A 17,151-nucleotide genomic window follows, 5' to 3' on the forward strand; every position below is an offset into this window, starting at 1 on the left:
CGCGCCTTCGGCGCCTTTTGATGCCTTTGACCCGCGCTTGCTAGTTGCTAACCTGGGCCAGGAGACGCTTCCAGTTTTTCTGGTTGCGGCGGTAACTCTTTTAAGTCTTCGAGGATTCGCTCGAAGTCGGCGTGGCCTTTGAGCTTGCGCCAGGCTGGGTTGATGCTGAACCATGGGTAGTTTTCGTTGCCTAAGTAGATTGCGCGGCGGAGCCAGTGGAGAGCCTCGGACTCGTCGCCTTCTAGGGCGAAGTAGGTGGCGAGGCGATATGCCATCTCGCTGTCGGCTTCGGCGGCGGAGAGAGTCTCGTCGACGATGAAGGTGGCGGCTTTTTCGCGCTCGCCGAGCTGAACGTAGCAGAGGGCGATGGTGGGGAAGACGATGCGGAGGGAGGACTCGTCGCGGATGACGTTCTCGAGGGTTTCGATGGCCTTGGGAAGGTCGCCGGTGCGCATCTGCTGGTAGCCGAGAGAGATTCGCAGGAGTGGTTGACGGGGTTCCAGGGTAAGGCCCTTTTCGATCTCGTCGGAGGCTAGCTCCATCTGATTTTGGTATTGATAGACGCGGGCGCGGTGGTTGTAGATCATGGCCGCGTTGGAGGGGTTCATGCGGAGAGAGGCGTTGAACTGCTCGAGGGCCTCGTCGTACATGCCGTCGATGCGTAGGGTTTGACCGGCGACTAGGCGGACGTTCCAGTCGTTGCCTGCGGTCTGGAGAAGGTTTTCGATGCCGTGGCGGGCAGACTCTTTTTCTCCGCGGGAGAGGAGCATGTAGACGCGGTAGAGGTTGGCTTCTACGGAGCCTGGGTCGAGCTGGAGGGCTTTGTCGAAGGCGCGGCGGGCTTCGAGGACGTGCATCTGGCCGCCGAGGCCGTGGCGGGCGTATTGGAGATGCGTGATGCCGAGGCCGGACCAGCCGGGGGCGTATTTTTCATCCTGCTTGACGACGTCGGTGAAGAGCTCGCAGGCGCGGTTGAGATCTTCGCTGCTGCCGGTGCGGGTCATGAAGGAGGAGAGGACGGCGCGGGCCTGGAGATACTGCTCGGAGAGGGCCTGATTGAGGGAGGGTGCGGAGAGTGAGGCTACGCGACTGGTTTCTTGCGGGGCCAGGTCGCCGAAGCCCTGAAGGGTGCTGAAGACTTCGTTGCAGATCTCGGATTGAACGGAGACGAGATCGAAGGAGGCTACGTTGATGGAGCCGCCGGCGCGGACGCTCTGGTTGGGGACGTCGAGGAGCTGCCAGTTGAGGTCGAAGCCTTTGTCGGAGCGGAGGAAGTTTCCGGCGAGGACGTAGTTGACGAGGAGTTTTTTGCCGATGCTGAGGGGGTCGAGCTGTTGGGTGGGGATGTTCATGAAGGAGCTCGACGGGCGGACGACGAGGGTGGACATGCGGGTGAGGCGGGTGGCGATGGCGTCGGCGAGGGCGTAGCCGTAGAGGGGTGCGACGTCGGCGGGGCCGAAGTTGACGAAGGGGAGGACGACGATGCTGTTCTGGTTGCTGATGGAGGAGGTGCCGGACTCGCGGAAGCGCTCGGCGAGCATGGAGAGGATGCCGGTGGTGCGTTTTTCTTCTTCGGGGGCGTCGAGGGGGAGACGGCCTTGGTGGGAGGGGCGGATGTTGTCGCCGGGGAGGAGGACGGAGTCGAGCTGCATGGCGCGCATGATGGTTTTGAGTGCGTCGCGGACCTCGGCTGCGGAGCCGAAACGGGCGGAGGGTTGCTTTTCGAGGCAGCGGAGGATGACGGACTCGAGCTCGATGGGGAGGTCGGGAGCGATGTCGCGGATGGAGGGCGGGTCGGCGAACTGGATGGCGCGGATGGATTGAAACTCGGCGGCTTCGGGGCGGTGGAAGGGGTGGCGGCCGGTGGCGAGCTCGTAGAGGATGAGGCCGAGGGCGAAGATGTCGGACTGGACGCTGGACTGGCCGGTGACGAACTGCTCGGGCGCCATGTAGGCGATGGTGCCGCCGCGTGCGGTGTAGGTGGCTCCGGCGAGTGGGGTGCGCTTGTTGACGGGGCCGCCGGGGTCGAACTCGGTCTGGTCGGGGCGGAGGCGGCGGGCGAGGCCGAAGTCGAGGATCTTGATGAGTCCGCCGTCGGTGAGCATGACGTTGGCGGGTTTGAGGTCGCGGTGGAAGATGCCGAGCGAGTGGGCGGCGGAGAGGCCGTCGGAGGTCTGGATGCCGGCGGAGAGGACGAGCTGGAGGCTGGCGGGGCCTTCGGCGATGAGCTTGTCGAGGGACTTGCCGGGGATGTACTGCATGACGATGTAGGCTTCTTCGCCGTCTCCGCCTTCGGCGGGGCTTCGCCGACGTCGTAGATGGCGCAGACGTTGGGGTGGTCGATGGCGGAGGCGAGGCGGGCTTCGCGGAGCTGGGTGGCGCGCATCTGCTCGATCGTGAGGTTGCCGCGCTTGAGGAGTTTGAGGACGACGGGGCGCTGGAGGAGGGTGTCGTTGGCGAGGAACACGACGCCGCTGCCGCCTGTGCCGATCTTGCGGACGAACTCGTACTGCTTGATCTCGCGGCGCTTCATGGATTGATTATCGCAATGGGTGGGGTGTGGATGGTTTAGGGAAGGTTATTTGTGAGGGAGGTGCCTTTTATTAGCGCTTTCTGGCTGGCTCCAGATTGGGGAGGAGCCAGGTGAGGAGGCCGATGGCGGGCAGGTAGGCGCAGAGCTGGTAGACGTGGGTGATGCTGGTGGCGTCGGCTACTTTGCCCAGGACGGCGGCGCCGATGCCTCCCATGCCGAAGGCGAAGCCGAAGAAGAGGCCGGAGATCATGCCGACACGGCCGGGGACGAGCTCCTGCGCGTAGACGAGGATGGCGGAGAAGGCGGAGGCGAGGACGAAGCCGATGATGACGCTGAGGATGGCGGTCCACAATAGATTGGCGTGGGGCAGGATGAGGGTGAAGGGCAGGACACCGAGGATGCTGACCCAGATGACGTACTTGCGGCCGTAGCGATCGCCTACTGGTCCGCCGATGAGGGTTCCGGCGGCGACGGCGGCGAGGAAGAGGAAGAGCAGCTCCTGCGAGGTGCGGACGGAGACCTGGAAGCGGCTGATGAGGTAGAAGGTGTAGTAGCTGGTGAGGCTGGCGAGGTAGAAGTACTTCGAAAAGATGAGTGCGATGAGGACCGCGATGGCTCCGATGACTTTGCCGCGGGAGAGATGGGTGTGGTGAGTGGCTTCGGGGCGCTTGTTGACGGCGGCGTTGGTGTGGGTGGTGCGATACCAGCGGCCAACCCAGGTGAGAATGCAGATGGCGAGGAGGGCGGGGATGGCGAACCAGGCCATGCCGATCTGTCCGCGAGGCAGGACGATGAAGGCCGCGAGGAGTGGGCCGATGGCGGAGCCGGCGTTTCCGCCGACCTGGAAGAAGGACTGCGCGAAGCCGTGACGTCCGCCGGATGCCATGCGCGCGATGCGGGAGGACTCGGGATGGAAGATGGCGGAGCCGATGCCGACAAAGGAGGCTGCAAAGATGAGCCATCCGAAGGTGGGTGCCACGGCGAGGAGGAGCAGGCCGGCGAGGGTGAAGGTCATGCCGATGGGCAGAGCGAAGGGGCGGGGAGTGCGGTCTCCCAGATGGCCGATGACGGGCTGAAGGAGCGAGGCGGTGATCTGGAAGGTGAGGGTGAGGATGCCGATCTGGGTGAAGTTGAGATGGAAGGAGCTCTTGAGGATGGGGTAGATGGAGGGGAGCAGGGACTGCACCATGTCGTTGAGGAGATGGCAGAAGCTGGCGGCAGTGAGGACGCGCAGCAGGGTCCGGGAGGGGGAGGATGCGGAGAGTGGGGTGGCTATGGTGGAGGTCTGACCCATGGATTAAGGGTAGCGTGTCCGGGCAGGCATACGGGTATAGATTTTTTCTATGAGGCCGGATAGTGGGTTGAGAGTTGTCTCGGCGACGAAGTCAGCCTCGGTCATGTCCTATTCCGATATGCATAGATCAGTGGCGGGGGGCGGTGGGTTTTTCCCAGGGGCGTGGGTCGACCGGGTCGTCCTGCCATTTTTGGCGGCGGCCTACGAAGTACATGACGGCTCCGAAGACGAACATGAGCAGGCCCCAGGTGAGGTTGAGGTTGATGCCCATGGATTTTTCGTAGATGTCGGGGCTGTGGCGAGTGATGAGGCCGTAGACGCTCATGAGGCCGCCGATGAGCAGGAAGATGAGGCCGAGGGGGATGCGGATGTCTAGTCCCAAGATGTGTCCTTTTTGTTGATGATTTCATTATGCACCGAGGAGGGGCGCGGGCATCGGTAAATCCCACAAAGGTGGTGCTCCGTTACAACCCGTGGTGTGGCACTATTCTGTGCGCCTCCCGGAGCAAAAACATGATGCCGAAGTGTCCTGAATGTGTAAGTCAAGGTGAAGTGAGACGGTCTCATCGTCATCCACTGGATAAAGTCCTCAGCCTGATCTTCCTGTTTCCGTTCCGATGTGATCGTTGCGACTGTCGCTTCTTTCGTTTTCAGAAGCCTTCGTATCAGCACGCGGTCCAGAGATAGATCAGCATCCTGAACCGCGAGGAGCGTCACCGTCTCCCATCTCCCGAATGGTTGACGGTGAGGACTCCTGCGGTTGAAGCATCAAGTCCCGCGAGCGACTTGCGGGGCGCGCCTATCTTACACGTTTCCTTCCAGGCATCGTTCCCCGTTCGACTTCGCTCAGGGTCTGTGAACGCAGATCCCCTGCGGGGATGACAACAAGAAAGGCAAAGACTGAAGCTTGTTGGTTGAAAGATCCGCAGGATTGTTGTTGGTGGGCTTCTTCGGGATCCTTCACTGCGTTCAGGATGACAGCAAGAAGGTGCAACGGCAGATCCCTGGGGGGATGACAACAGGAAAGGCAAAAGCGACGCTAAAGCAATGGCTCAGACGACAGTTGATATGGGATCCTTCGCGAGCTGGCGAAGACGATCGTGGTTCGTTCAACGCGGAGCTAGGCGAAGACGAGGTTGAGGACGATGAGCATGGCTAGGACGACGACGCCCAGGATGGCGGGCTTCTGGTACCAGCTGAGGTGGGTGTCGATGGGCTTGGGGGTCAGGGAGTAGACGAGGCCTACCAGTTCGGGCTCGGGGCGGGGCTCGGTGGCGAGTGAGACGGCGATGGTGACGAGCAGGTTGATGGTGAAGGCGAAGATGGCGGTCCAGAAGTTTTGTGCCATGTCGCTGGGGTAGTGGTGGAGGATGGCGATCCAGCCGCCGTGGATGCCGGGGGCCGCGTCGGCGGGGAGGGTGAGGCCGTGGTGGACCAGGGCTGCGCCGGTGCCGGCGAGCAATCCTGTAAAGGCACCATGGCCGGTGGTTCGCTTCCAGAACATGCCTAGCAGGAAGGTGGCGAAGAGGGGGCGTTGACGATGGAGAAGACGAGCTGGAGCGCGTCCATGATGTTGTTGAAGTTGGTGACGAGGTAGGCAGCGCCTACGGAGAGGGCTACGCCTCCGATGGTGGCCATGCGGCCCATCCAGAGGTAGTGGGCGTCGGTTCCCTTTTTGTTGATGTAGGCCTGATAGATGTCGTAGGTCCAGACGGTGTTGAAGGCGGTGACGTTGCCGGCCATGCCGGACATGAAGCTGGCGAGGAGGGCGGTTAGGCCGAGGCCGAGGATTCCTGTGGGGAAGAAGTGGAGGAGCATGACCGGGATGGCCAGGTCGTAGTTGTAGACGGGGTTGCCGTGGCTGTCGAGGATGGGTTGGCCGCTGACGGGGTCGGTCTTTTCCGGGATGATGCCGTGGGGGTGGGCTTCGTCGAGGGGGATCGAGGAGCGGGTTTCTCCACTTCGCTTCGCTTCGGTCGAGAGGACAGATTTATCGTGCTGCGATGTGGTCGAAATGACGGCGGGCGTTGTAGCGCCGAGAGCAACGGCGGTGTTGAGTGGGGTGCTTCCTGCTCCGGCCATGTGGCTGGTGACCGTGACGGCGATGAGGCCGGGGAGGATGACCAGGAAGGGGAAGAACATCTTGGGGATGGCGGCGATCAAGGGGACGCGGCGGGCGGAGACCTCGGAGTCGGCTGCCATGGCGCGCTGGATGACGAGGAAGTCGGTGCACCAGTAGCCGAAGGAGAGGACGAAGCCGAGGCCCATGGCGAGACCGACCCACTCGACGCCGAGGGTGTTGGTGGAGGCGTGGGCCATGCCGCGCCAGGAGTGGGTCATGGTGGCGGGGAGGGTGTGCTTGATTCCCTGCCAGCCGCCTACGTTGCGGAGACCGATCCAGACCAGAGGGGCGAAGCCGGCGACGATGAGGAAGAACTGGAGGACTTCGTTATAGATGGCGCTGGTGAGTCCGCCGAGGAAGATATAGCCGAGGACAATAATTGCCGATAGGAACACTGAGACGTGAAAGATGTAGGCGTCGGGGATGACGCCGTGGAGGAGGCCGAGGGTCTGGATGAGCAACGCCATGGCGTACATGGAGATGCCGGACGAGAGCACGGTCATGATGGCGAAGGAGAAGGCGTTGACGGCGCGGGTCTTCTCGTCAAAGCGCAGGCGGAGGTATTCGGGTACGGAGCGGGCTTTTGATCCGTAGTAGAAGGGCATCATGAAGATGCCGACGAAGACCATGGCCGGGATAGCGCCTATCCAGTAGAAGTGACTGGTGATGATGCCGTACTTGGCGCCTGAGGCGCCCATGCCGATGACCTCCTGGGCGCCGAGGTTGGCGGAGATAAAGGCGAGGCCGCAGACCCAGGCCGGGATGGAGCGCCCGGCGAGGAAGAAGTCGTTCGAGGTGCGCATGTAGCGCTTGAGGGCGAAGCCGATGCCCAGAACGAAGACGAAGTAGACCAGCATGATGAGCCAGTCGATGATGGAGAGATTCACGATTACCCTTGATGTGCGGTTGAGGTTCGGCGCAGTTTTCGGTTCGGTAAGTTATATGGTACTGGGGCCAACTGTAAATTGTTTTGGTGCTGTCTTCCAAATTTTGTAGGGTGTTGGAGTATGGTTTTGGGAGATTAACGCTTAGCGCAGGGACAAAATGTCCCACGGTTCGTTACTTTTTCCTAAAGATGGAGATCAAGTACCAACGTTTGACGGGGAAGTTGCATCCCACGGATTGTGGAATTGGTCTGATCACTCTCGCAGCAACGCCCACGCAGCCTTTCTGGAAGAGGTATCTGAATTGGATTTATTGGTGAATTCTCCCCTGGGACAAGCGATCTCTCGAATGCCGGCCACCCTTCTTCTCATCGACGACAATGCTGTACAGGCCGCAACTCGGCAGACAATTTTGAAGCGGGCCGGATACTTTGTGATTGCGGCGCTGAATCCGTCACGGGCGCTCGAGCAGATTCAGGGGGCGAGTTCCCTGCGGAGATACAGTTGGTGATTACCGACCACGTGATGCCGGGGATGAACGGGGCGGATTTTGTGCGGTCTCTGCGCAAGACCAATCCTGCGGTCCCTGTGCTGGTGATCAGCGGGCTGGAGGAGGCGGAGGACGAGTATGAGGGTCTGAACGTAACCTTTCGGATGAAGCCGCTGCTGCCGGATCATCTCCTGGCTACGGTTCACGGCCTGGTCCGGGATGGGAAGCGCGACTCCGACCTGTTGCCGCAATAGAGTTGTCCGGTAAACGATGTTTTATTGCTGATACGCTCTGCGCTTGAGAGAATAGTGGCAGAGGAATCCATGCGACTACATCCGATGCCGGAGTTTGGTAGTTTTACCCTGTTGCTGGCTCTGGCGTTGAGCGCCTATACGCTGGTGATGGGTGGGATTGCTTTGTGGCGTACTCGCGGGATGGCAGCCGGCGTCGATGGCGGCGCGGGGAGGCTGGGTGAGACGGCGCGGCGGGCGGGGATTTCCAGTTTTGTGGCTTTGAGTTGTGCGGCGTTTGCGCTGGTGTGGGCTTCGTTTACCAACGACTATTCGGTGTCGTACATTCTGCACCATACCAATAGAGATTTGAATACGGCGTATAAGTTTTCTGCGCTGTGGTCGGGGCAGGAGGGCTCGCTGCTGCTGTGGGCGTGGCTGCTGAGTGCGTATGGATTTGTTCTGCGGATGCGGCACAAGGTGGATGTGCGGCTGTCGGCGTTTGCTTCGACGATTCTGGCTGGGATTCAGGTCTTCTTTTTGTTGCTGCTGAACTTTGCGGCTCCTCCGTTTGCGATACAGCCGGGGCCGGTGGCGACCGATGGGTTTGGGTTGAATCCGCTGCTGCAGTATCCGGAGATGGTGATTCATCCTCCGATGCTGTACCTGGGGTATGTGGGGTTCTCGGTGCCGTTTGCGTTTGCGCTGGGTGCGCTGATGATGCGGTATCCGGGGGAGAAGTGGATTCATATTACGCGGCGCTGGACGATGGTGACGTGGCTGTTTTTGACGTGCGGGATTTTTCTGGGGGCGCACTGGGCTTATAGCGTGCTGGGGTGGGGCGGGTATTGGGGCTGGGATCCGGTGGAGAATGCGAGCCTGATGCCGTGGCTGACGGGGACGGCGTTTCTGCACTCGGTGATGATGCAGGAGAAGCGCGGGATGATGAAGAGCTGGAATGTGTGGCTCATCTTCTCGACGTTCATGCTGACGATTCTGGGGACGCTGCTGACGCGGTCGGGGATTGTGAGCTCGGTGCATGCGTTTGCGCAGAGCTCGATTGGGGATTGGTTTTACGGGTTCATCTTGATTGTGTTTGGGGTGTGCCTGTTTACGTTCTTCAAGCAGCGGGATCATTTGAAGTCGGAGAACAGGCTGGAGTCGCTGGTGAGTCGCGAGTCCAGCTTTCTGTTCAATAACCTGATTTTGCTGGCGGCTTGTTTTACGGTGCTTTGGGGGACGCTGTTTCCTGTGCTGAGCGAGTATGTGCAGGGCACGAAGGTTACGATGGGCGCTCCGTTTTATAACCGCGTGAATCTGCCGATTGGATTGTTTCTTCTGTTCCTGACAGGGATTGGACCGCTGCTGGCGTGGCGTTCGACTTCGCTGCGATCGATTCGGCGGAATTTTATTCTGCCTTCGCTTGCGATGGGTGTTGCGTTTGTCGTGCTGCTGGCTGTGGGGGTGAGGCCATGGGAGGCTGGCGATGACTGGCAGGCTACGCTGTTTTCGCTGGTGACGTTTACGCTGGCGGCTGGTGTGATTACGGCGATTGCGGCGGAGTTTCTGCGCGGGGCGAATGTGGTTGCTACGCAGACGGGGAAGAATCTGCTGGCTTCGACTGTGCTGCTGGTGCGAAGGAATACTCGGCGGTATGGCGGGTACATTGTTCACTTCGGCATTGTGGTGATGTTTATTGGAATTGCCGGCGGGGCGTTCAACCAGTCGCATGAGCAGGAGATGGGCTTTGGCGATACGTTGAAGCTGGGACCGTATCGTCTGGTGTGCAAGAGCTATACGCAGGACAGCAATAAGAACTACGACACGGAGTATGCGTTGATGGATGTGTTCCGTGGGAGTAAGAAGATTACGCAACTTGCCCCGGAGAAGCGGTTCTACATTGCGAGTCAGACGTCGTCGACGATGGTGGCGCTGCACTCTACGCTGGCTAGCGATCTGTATGTGATCTATGAGGGCAAGAATCCTGATACGGATCGGCCGATCATCAAGGTGTTTTTGAATCCGCTGATGAATTGGATCTGGATTGGGGTTCTGATTGTGGTGGGGGGACGTTCCTGGCGCTGGTGCCGAACCTTGCTCGGACGACGGCGCGGGTTGCGGCAGAGACGCCGGTGATTGAGGCTGAGGTTCATCATGTTTGAGGGTTTTTTCGCGAGGCTGTCCTGCCGGACGGGCCTCCTGCGCGGAGTGCGGCCACTTCGTGGCTTGTTTACCCCTTTGGGTGGGGCTCCCGTTGGTCGCTTTCGACGGTTCGCTGGCGCGGGGATGGTTTGTTTGCTGGCCGTGGTGATGCTGGGGGCTACGCCTGATTCGCGGTTCCAGAAGATGGGGCACGAGATGATCTGCACCTGTGGATGCGGACAGATCCTGCTGGAGTGCAATCATGTCGGGTGCCCGGTTTCTCCAGTGATGATTAGCGAGCTGCATTCGGGGATCGATGGTGGGGGGACGGATACTTCCATCTTCAATTGGTTTGAGGCGAAGTATGGGGCGACGGTGCTTGCTGCTCCGATTCGCGGCGGGTTTGATAACGTCGCATGGATTGCGCCGATGACGGTGTTTTTGCTGGCGACGATTGGGACGGGTTTTCTGGTGCGCATGTGGTCGGCGCGGTCGGCGCAGCGGCGTGCTGTGAGTGCGGCTGGGCCTGTGGTGAGCGGCGATGCGATGAGGGAGCGGATTCGGCGGGAGACGGAGTACTGACATGGGCATGATCGCAGGTGTGGTGCTGACGTTGGCGCTGTTTGGTTTTATCTTCTGGCCGGAGCGGAATCCTTTTGTGCAGGCGGATAAGACGCGGGTGGACTATCTGCGGGAGCGGAAGGATGTTATCTACGAGAACCTGCGGGATCTGAACTTCGAGTATCTGGCTGGGAAGTATCCGGAGCAGGACTACGCGGAGCAGCGGGCGGGGCTGGAGGATGAGGCGGCTCGGGTGATTGCGGAGATGGATGCCCTTGAGGCTCGTGGGGATTTTGGACGGCGGAGTCGGGCTTGAATTAGTCGCGCCTGCTTGGGGATGATGACGTTCTGACCACTAGCAAAGAAAAAAGCAAATACGGGGTCTCTCCGCTACGCAGCGCGATGGGACTGCGCTGCTTCGGTCGAGATGACGATTTTTTGCTGTTACGCGTGAGGAGCAGCAGCGAGGATGGGGTTGATTTGACGCAAACTTGAGGGGTGAGATACTTCCCTTCTTCCCTTCGACTGAGGCGATAAAAAGGACAATGCTGGGTCTCTTCGCTACGCAGCGTGATAAGGCTGCGTAGCTTCGGTCGAGATGACGATTTTTTGCTGTGACGGGCGGCAGTGAGGGTGGGGTTGGTTTGACGTAAACTTGAAGCGTGAGCCTCTTCCCTTCTTTTCTCCGACGTGCTGTTGTGGCTGCTGCGATGATGGCGGCGTTTTGCAGCTTTGCTGTTGCCGATTCGATCACCGGCACAGTTACAAATAAGACGACCAACAAGCCTTCGGCTGGCGATGACGTGGTGTTGATTCGCTTGCAGCAGGGTATGCAGGAGGCTACGCGGACCAAGACGGACGCGAAGGGCCGCTTTACGCTGGATGTGCCGGCAAACGAAGGTCAGGCGGTTCATCTGGTGCGGGTGACGCATGATAAGGCGAATTATTTTCGGCCGGCGCCTCCGGGGACGCAGTCGGTTGAGGTGGATGTTTATAACGCTGCGGCGAAGGTGAAGGGCGTGAGCAGCGAGGCTGATGTGCTGCGCCTGCAGACCGATGAGAGCGGGAAGTCGCTGCATGTGGTTGAGAATTTCTTTGTGAAGAACGAGTCGAGTCCCCCGTTGACGCAGTTCAGCGACAGGCCGTTTGAGTTTTATCTGCCGGAGGGTGCGGTGGTGGAGGGGTCGGCGGCGCTGTCGCCTGGTGGGATGCCGGTGCAGGCTTCGCCGGTGCCGCTGGGCGAGCCGAATCATTATGCGTTTATCTTTCCGATTCGGCCGGGCGAGACGCGGTTTCAGATTACGTACAAGCTGCCTTATAGCGGGAGCCTGAAGTTTTCTCCTCGGGTGATGATGCCTACGGACACGATCGCCGTGATGATGCCGAAGAGTATGACGTTCAAGCCGGGGCCTTCTGCACCTTACACGCCGGTGACCGAAGAGACTACGGCACAGACATACGTGGCGCGGGGTGTGGCTCCTTCGCAGACGCTGGATTTTACTGTGTCGGGTAGCGGGCAGATGCCTCGGGATACGGGCGCTGCCGCGACGGCTGGTGAAGGTGGCGCGGAGGCAGGTGCTTCGGCACAGCCTGGTGCGGGCGGCGCGGCGAGTCCGGCGGCAAGTGATACGAGGCCGGGCGGGGGGCTGGGGACGCCGCTTGATCCTGAGGGTACGAACGATCCGTGGGCGAAGTACAAGTGGTGGATTCTGGGGGGCTTGGGTTGGTGCTGGCGGTGGGTGCGGGTGTGATGCTGAAGAACGGGCCCGCTCCGTCGGTGAGTGCGGCTGGTGCGGGAGTGGGGGGTTCGTTGGCTGCGCCTGGTTCCCTGCTTGCTGCGATGAAGGAAGAGTTGTTTGCGCTGGAGACCGATAAGCTGCAGGGCAAGTTGACCGAGAGCGAGTATGTTGAGCAGAAGGCTGCGCTTGAGGTGGTGCTGCGGAGAGCGCTGGCGCGCGGCGGGCCGGGAGGCGAACGGGGTGTAGATACGTCTAATGTGGCGGGACCCTTAGTTTGAGGTGCTGGCGATGAACACATTCAAGTCGACGTTGCTTCTGGTTTTGCTGACGGTGTTTCTGATTCTTATCGGGGCTCGCGTTGGTGGACGGAATGGAATGGTGCTTGCGTTCATCCTCTCGGGTGCCTTCAACTTTGGAACGTATTTCTTTTCGGACAAGATAGCGTTGAAGATGTACAACGCACAGTCAGTGACGCGGGAGCAGCTGCCGCGGGCTTATGCGGCGGTAGAGAGGCTGACGGCGAAGCAGGGGCTGCCGATGCCTAAGATCTATGTGCTGCCTACCGAGTCTCCCAATGCGTTCGCCACGGGGCGGAATCCTCAACATGCTTCGGTGGCGGTGACGCATGGAATTTTGCAGCTGTTGGATGATGAGGAGTTGGAGGGTGTGCTTGCGCATGAGCTGGGGCACGTGAGGAACCGGGATATTCTGACGAGCTCGATTGCTGCGACGCTGGCGGGCGCGATTACGATGGTGGCGCGGATGGGATATTGGGCTTCACTGTTTGGCGGTGGCGGTGGACGGGACAGACGCGGCGGCGGTGGACTGAGTGGGTTGCTGATGATTATTGTGGCGCCCATTGCTGCTTCGCTGATTCAGCTATGGATCTCGCGGACGCGTGAGTTTGAGGCTGATGCTACGGGGGCGGCGACGACCGGGAATCCGTATGCGCTGGCGCGGGCTCTGCAGAAGCTGGAGGACTATTCGAAGAGGATTCCGATGCAGGCTTCTCCTTCGAATGCGCATCTGTTCATTGTCGCTCCTATGCTGGGGAGTGGCGGGATTGGCAAACTGTTTTCGACGCATCCTCCTATGAAGGAACGAATTCAACGGCTGATTGGAAGGGACCACATCTAGTGATACGAGGGGACCAAATCTAGGATGCAGACTTTGCTTCGGGCTCTGCGGTTGTTTGCGATGGTGGCATGGGTTGGCGGGCTTGGATTTTTTGCCTTTGTGGTGGCACCGGTGGCTTTTCATAGCTTGCCTAGCGCGCACGAAGCGGGAATGGTAGTGGGCGGAACGCTGCGGGTGCTGCACTGGATCGGGCTGGTGGGCGGCACGATCTTTTATGTCGCGACGGGGCTTTTGTGGCTGCGGGCCGGGGTGACGGCGAGGCTGGATTTTGCGATCGAGATGATCCTGACCGGGCTGATGATGGCGGGAACATTTTATTCGCAGTTCAAGATACTGCCGGCGATGGAGGTGGACAGGGCGCTGGCGGGAGGGGCGGTGGAGACTGCTCCGGTGGGGAACGGGGGGCGAGTGGACTTCGAGCGGCTGCATGTGTTGTCGGAGAGGCTGGAGGGGTTCGTCTTTTTTTGCGGGCTGGGTGTGGTGTTTGTGCTGTCTCGTGAGTCGCAGCAGGAGACGGTAGAATCGTAAGGACATGGAGATCTGCGCGATTGGTTTGCTGCGACTGGACGCGGCCATTTTATTTACTGGGATGGATGGCGATGCGCTGAACCTCGGCTGGAGGAGTTAGCGGTGTCGGCGCTCTGGTTGAGCCTGACGCTGGGGCTGGTGGCGGGACTGGCTGATTATCTGGGCGGATTTTTGTTGGTGCGGCAGTCGCCTTCGGCGCGGGCGTTGCGGTACTTTGTCGCGCTGGGTGCGGGTTTTATGCTGGCGGCGGCGGTGCTGGAGATGATCCCGGAGGGGCTGCGGGTGAATGCGCGGTTTGCTCCGGTGTTGATTCTGGCTGGATATTGCGGGGTGCATCTGCTGGAGCATTCGCTGGTGCCTCACTTTCATTTTGGGGAGGAGACGCACCATCACGAGTTTCTTTCGGCGAAGACCAGCTACTCGGTTCTGCTGGGATTGGCGACGCATACTTTTTCGATGGGGTGGCGATTGGGTCGGGGTTTGTGCTGTCGCATTGGCTGGGGTGGATTTTGTTCTTCGCGGTGTTTCTGCACAAGATCCCGGAGGGTTTTACGATGGCGAGCGTGATGCTGGCGGGTGGACGGGGCGCGGCGGCGGCGTTGAATTCGGCTTTGTTTCTGGGGGCGATGACTGTGCTCGGGGTGCTCGTGATTAATCTGGAGCCGAGCTGGGTGCGGGTGGGGTTGCCGCTGTCGGCCGGGGTGACGATCTATGTTGCGGCTACTGATCTTGTGCCGGAGGTGAACAGGGAGCCGGGTTTGCGGATGGCGCTGGTCTTCTTTGTTGGGGTGGTGGTGTTTTTTATTGTGCGGCTGCTGGGGCCGGGGTAGTTGCTGAACCGCTGACTTAGCTGGCGGGATCGAGAACGAGGGTTACGGTTGCGGAGTGTTGCAGGGGCTTCCGGTTGGGGAGGTGGCTGTGCCGGTGACCGTGATGGTGTAGCTCTTGGCGGGAGTGGTTAGGAGGGGGTCTGTTTTGATGCGGGCTCCGCAGCCGATGGCGAGCGAGAGGGTGATGCTGGCGATGGCGAGGAGGACGAGCTTTGTTGCGGCTGAGTATTTGTGCCGGCGAAAGGCGAGGCCGGCTAGGGGAGAGAGTAGAAGGACTCCAGCAAGGAACGGTTGGTAGAGGCCGCGGGTTGGTTCGTTGTTCCTCGCGGCGGTCTGTGGTGTCGCGATCGTCATGGTGAAGGCGTTGGGCGTGGCGCCGGGAGGCAGGGTGGCGGGGTTGAAGGAGGCGGTGGCGAGATTCGGCAGCCCGGTGGCGGCGAGTGTGATGGGGCTGGATAGATTGTTCTGCGTCTGAACGGCGAAGGTGAAGCTGGCGTTGGAGCCGGAGAGGATGGTTTGCGCGGTACTTCCGGTGGCGGAGAGGGCGAAGTCCGGGGTCGCGGGAGCTGTTCCGACTGTGATCAGTTGCGGCGAAGATACGCTGGGGGTGAAGTTTGTGCTGCCGTCATAGACGGCGATGAAAGAGTGAGCGCCCTGGGCGAGGGTGGTGGTGAGAAAGACCGCATCTCCAGAGGAGGAGAGCGGGTTGGTGAAGAGAGGGCTGTTGCCATCGAGTAAAGTGACCGAGCCGAGTGGAGTGCCGGTGGTGCTGGCTACGTGCACCGTGAGGGTGACCGTTGATCCGGTGGTGCCATTGGCTACAAGATCGCTAAGCGTGATGAGAGTGTGGGCGGGGATGATGGTGAGGGATGCGGAGGGTGCAGCGACGGTGTAGTTCCCTGCTGCTGAGCCGGTCAGGACGGGTGTGATGGGGTAAGTGCCGACGGGAGAGCCGGCGGCGGCGGTGGTGGTAAAGGTGGCGGTGAGATTTGCGGCGTCTTGGGGAAGGACTCCGGTGAGAGTGCCGCTGATGCTCGGGACTGATTGGCCGTAGGTGAGAGAGACGGGTGTGATGGTCGCGGTGAGTTGCTGCGGGGAGATGGTGAGAGATAGCGCGGGGCTCTGTGCGGAGGGATGAGTCTGGTCGCCGGAGTAGGCTGCGGTAAGACTGTAAGTGCCGGCGGGCAAGGTGGCGGTTGGGAGGGTTGCGGTGTTGGAGACGAGAGTGGCGGTGCCGAGGGTTTTGGTTGAGGGGCCGATGGTTTCGAGAAAGGTGATGCTGCCGGTGGCGGGGCTGGTTGCGAGAGAGGCTGTGAGCTGTCCGGTGCCGTAGGGGATGACGGAGGGGGCTGTGAGGGTAAGCGCTCCGGGCGTGGGCAAACCGAGGCCTGCGATGGTGGTGATGGTGCTGCTTGAGGCCGATTGGGTCTCGACCTGACGAATGCGCTGGTTGCCGGTGTCGGAGAGGGTGAGGCTGTTGGCGGGAGAGAAGGACGTCGCGGTGGGACTGTCCAGGGAGGCGGCGGTGGGGGATCCGTTGTCGCCGGCGAAGGTCTGAGTGCCGTCGCCGACGACGGTGGTGATGACTCCGGTGATGGCATCGATGCGCCGGATACGGTGGTTTGCGGTGTCGGCGAGATAGAGGTTGCCGGAGGCGTCGGCGGTGAGGCCGTGAGGGAGAGCGAGAGTTGCGTTAGCGGCGGGGGTGGTATCGCCGGAGAAGCCTGGCAGGCCGGTGCCAGCGATGGTGGTGATGATGCCGGTGCTGGAGGTGATCTTGCGGATGCGATGGTTGTGAGTGTCGGCGAGATAGAGGTTGCTGGAGGCGTCGACGGCGATGCCTGTGGGCGAGTCGATGGCGGCTGAGATGGCGGAGGTGCCGTCGCCGGAGTAGCCCTGGGTGCCGGTGCCGGCGATGGTGGTGATGAGGCCGGTGCTGGAGGTGATCTCGCGGATGCGGTGATTGCCGGTGTCGGCGAGGTAGAGATTGCCGGAGGCGTCGGTTGCGAGAGCGGTGGGAAGGTTGAGTTGGGAGGAGAGGGCCGGGGCGTTGTCTCCTGAGAAGCCTGAGGTGCTGCCGGCGATGGTGGTGATGATGCCGGTGGTGAGGTTGAGTGTGCGGATGCGGTGGTTGTGTGTGTCCGCTATGTAGAGGTTGTTGGCGTTGTCGAGGGCGAGGCCCTGCGGAGAGTCGAGGGTTGCGGCGGTGGCAGGGCCGGTGTCGCCGGAGAAGCCCTGCGTGCCGGTGCCGGCGATGGTCGTGATGTTGCCGACGGTGTCGACCTTGCGGATGACGTGGTTCCCGGTCTCGGCGAAGTAGAGGTTGCCGGCTGAATCGAAGACGATGGCGGAGGGGAGGACGAGGGGGATGGTTAGCGCTGAGACGGAGGTGGTCTGGGCCGGGAGGCTCGAGAGGGACAGGAGGGAGAGCAGGAGAACGAGTGCGATCCTGAGTGGAACGTGTTCGGCGCGGAAAGGGCGAGGGATACTCTGCTTACCCATAGAGACTGGTCAAAGAAACTCTGCGAAGGAGCTGTTGGTGGTGGTTTGGCTGCAACAAGTCCTACTTTACCGGAAGAACTGGCGCTGTGAAGGTGGGAGGACAGAGTACAGGATTTGAGGACGAAGGCCGGTCCTGAATGCAGAAGACCCCGGAAGAGT

At 60.8% G+C, this 17,151-nt stretch carries 17 protein-coding genes and 1 pseudogene; 12 read left to right on the plus strand and 6 right to left on the minus strand.

The genetic code is table 11. From position 1 onward, the window contains the following. Window positions 1-47 precede the first annotated feature (47 nt). Window positions 48-2,261 (minus strand): protein kinase domain-containing protein, encoded by a 2,214-nt coding sequence (locus RBB80_RS23750; RefSeq protein ID WP_433964796.1) that lies wholly within the window; start codon window positions 2,259-2,261, stop codon window positions 48-50. Between the two features lie 74 nt (window positions 2,262-2,335). Here RBB80_RS23750 and RBB80_RS23755 point away from each other — a divergent pair, with 74 nt between their 5' ends. After that, complete coding sequence (locus RBB80_RS23755) at window positions 2,336-2,572, plus strand: hypothetical protein (protein WP_433964797.1); 237 nt, start codon at window positions 2,336-2,338, stop codon at window positions 2,570-2,572. 31 nt (window positions 2,573-2,603) lie between these two features. On the opposite strand, the gene RBB80_RS23760 is transcribed toward RBB80_RS23755, so the two are convergent. The 4 genes from RBB80_RS23760 to RBB80_RS23775 form a co-directional block, all read right to left on the minus strand. Beyond that, window positions 2,604-3,827 carry an MFS transporter gene (locus RBB80_RS23760; protein ID WP_433964798.1) on the minus strand — a complete coding sequence of 408 codons (1,224 nt, stop codon included), beginning with the start codon at window positions 3,825-3,827 and terminating at the stop codon, window positions 2,604-2,606. Window positions 3,828-3,954: 127 nt separating this feature from the next. Continuing rightward, window positions 3,955-4,209: a hypothetical protein gene (locus tag RBB80_RS23765; RefSeq protein WP_433964799.1), complete on the minus strand. Its 255-nt coding sequence runs from the start codon at window positions 4,207-4,209 to the stop codon at window positions 3,955-3,957. Window positions 4,210-4,947: 738 nt separating this feature from the next. Then, window positions 4,948-5,331, minus strand: a complete 384-nt coding sequence (locus RBB80_RS23770; protein WP_433964800.1) for a hypothetical protein — start codon at window positions 5,329-5,331, stop codon at window positions 4,948-4,950. A gap of 2 nt (window positions 5,332-5,333) precedes the next feature. Continuing rightward, a complete protein-coding gene (locus tag RBB80_RS23775; RefSeq protein ID WP_433964801.1) occupies window positions 5,334-6,836 on the minus strand; it encodes a sodium:solute symporter family transporter in 1,503 nt (500 codons plus the stop codon). A 313-nt stretch (window positions 6,837-7,149) separates the two neighbouring features. Between RBB80_RS23775 and RBB80_RS23780 the strand changes: the two genes are divergently transcribed. The 11 genes and pseudogenes from RBB80_RS23780 to RBB80_RS23830 all read left to right on the plus strand — a co-directional run bounded on the left by RBB80_RS23780 (window position 7,150) and on the right by RBB80_RS23830 (window position 14,490). After that, window positions 7,150-7,344 (plus strand): hypothetical protein, encoded by a 195-nt coding sequence (locus RBB80_RS23780; RefSeq protein ID WP_433964802.1) that lies wholly within the window; start codon window positions 7,150-7,152, stop codon window positions 7,342-7,344. Beyond that, window positions 7,341-7,577 carry a response regulator gene (locus RBB80_RS23785; protein ID WP_433969843.1) on the plus strand — a complete coding sequence of 79 codons (237 nt, stop codon included), beginning with the start codon at window positions 7,341-7,343 and terminating at the stop codon, window positions 7,575-7,577. Before RBB80_RS23780 ends, RBB80_RS23785 begins: the two co-directional genes overlap by 4 nt. A gap of 84 nt (window positions 7,578-7,661) precedes the next feature. Further along, window positions 7,662-9,715: pseudogene (locus RBB80_RS23790) on the plus strand (heme lyase CcmF/NrfE family subunit). Continuing rightward, window positions 9,708-10,277 (plus strand): cytochrome c-type biogenesis protein CcmH, encoded by a 570-nt coding sequence (locus RBB80_RS23795; RefSeq protein ID WP_433964803.1) that lies wholly within the window; start codon window positions 9,708-9,710, stop codon window positions 10,275-10,277. The pseudogene RBB80_RS23790 and the gene RBB80_RS23795 overlap by 8 nt, the downstream one beginning before the upstream one ends. Before the next feature lies 1 nt (window position 10,278). Next, on the plus strand, window positions 10,279-10,572 hold the full coding sequence (locus RBB80_RS23800) for a hypothetical protein (RefSeq protein ID WP_179583981.1): 294 nt from the start codon (window positions 10,279-10,281) through the stop codon (window positions 10,570-10,572). Between the two features lie 382 nt (window positions 10,573-10,954). Continuing rightward, window positions 10,955-12,007: a carboxypeptidase regulatory-like domain-containing protein gene (locus RBB80_RS23805; protein WP_433964804.1), complete on the plus strand. Its 1,053-nt coding sequence runs from the start codon at window positions 10,955-10,957 to the stop codon at window positions 12,005-12,007. Further along, window positions 11,956-12,273, plus strand: coding sequence for a hypothetical protein (locus RBB80_RS23810; protein ID WP_433964805.1), 318 nt, complete (start codon window positions 11,956-11,958; stop codon window positions 12,271-12,273). The genes RBB80_RS23805 and RBB80_RS23810 overlap by 52 nt, the downstream gene beginning before the upstream one ends. A gap of 10 nt (window positions 12,274-12,283) precedes the next feature. Then, complete coding sequence (locus RBB80_RS23815; protein ID WP_433964806.1) at window positions 12,284-13,132, plus strand: zinc metalloprotease HtpX; 849 nt, start codon at window positions 12,284-12,286, stop codon at window positions 13,130-13,132. Between the two features lie 24 nt (window positions 13,133-13,156). Beyond that, a complete protein-coding gene (locus RBB80_RS23820; RefSeq protein WP_433964807.1) occupies window positions 13,157-13,660 on the plus strand; it encodes a DUF4149 domain-containing protein in 504 nt (167 codons plus the stop codon). 102 nt (window positions 13,661-13,762) lie between these two features. Continuing rightward, window positions 13,763-14,227 carry a ZIP family metal transporter gene (locus tag RBB80_RS23825; protein WP_433964808.1) on the plus strand — a complete coding sequence of 155 codons (465 nt, stop codon included), beginning with the start codon at window positions 13,763-13,765 and terminating at the stop codon, window positions 14,225-14,227. Beyond that, window positions 14,143-14,490: a ZIP family metal transporter gene (locus RBB80_RS23830; protein WP_433964809.1), complete on the plus strand. Its 348-nt coding sequence runs from the start codon at window positions 14,143-14,145 to the stop codon at window positions 14,488-14,490. The genes RBB80_RS23825 and RBB80_RS23830 overlap by 85 nt, the downstream gene beginning before the upstream one ends. Before the next feature lie 42 nt (window positions 14,491-14,532). Here the strand turns inward: RBB80_RS23830 and RBB80_RS23835 are convergent, their stop codons facing one another. Next, window positions 14,533-16,992: an Ig-like domain repeat protein gene (locus RBB80_RS23835; RefSeq protein WP_433964810.1), complete on the minus strand. Its 2,460-nt coding sequence runs from the start codon at window positions 16,990-16,992 to the stop codon at window positions 14,533-14,535. Between the last annotated feature and the right edge of the window lie 159 nt (window positions 16,993-17,151).

Origin of the sequence: Tunturiibacter gelidiferens, from assembly GCF_051013345.1 — a bacterium.
Classification (GTDB): Bacteria; Acidobacteriota; Terriglobia; order Terriglobales; family Acidobacteriaceae; genus Edaphobacter; species Edaphobacter gelidiferens_A.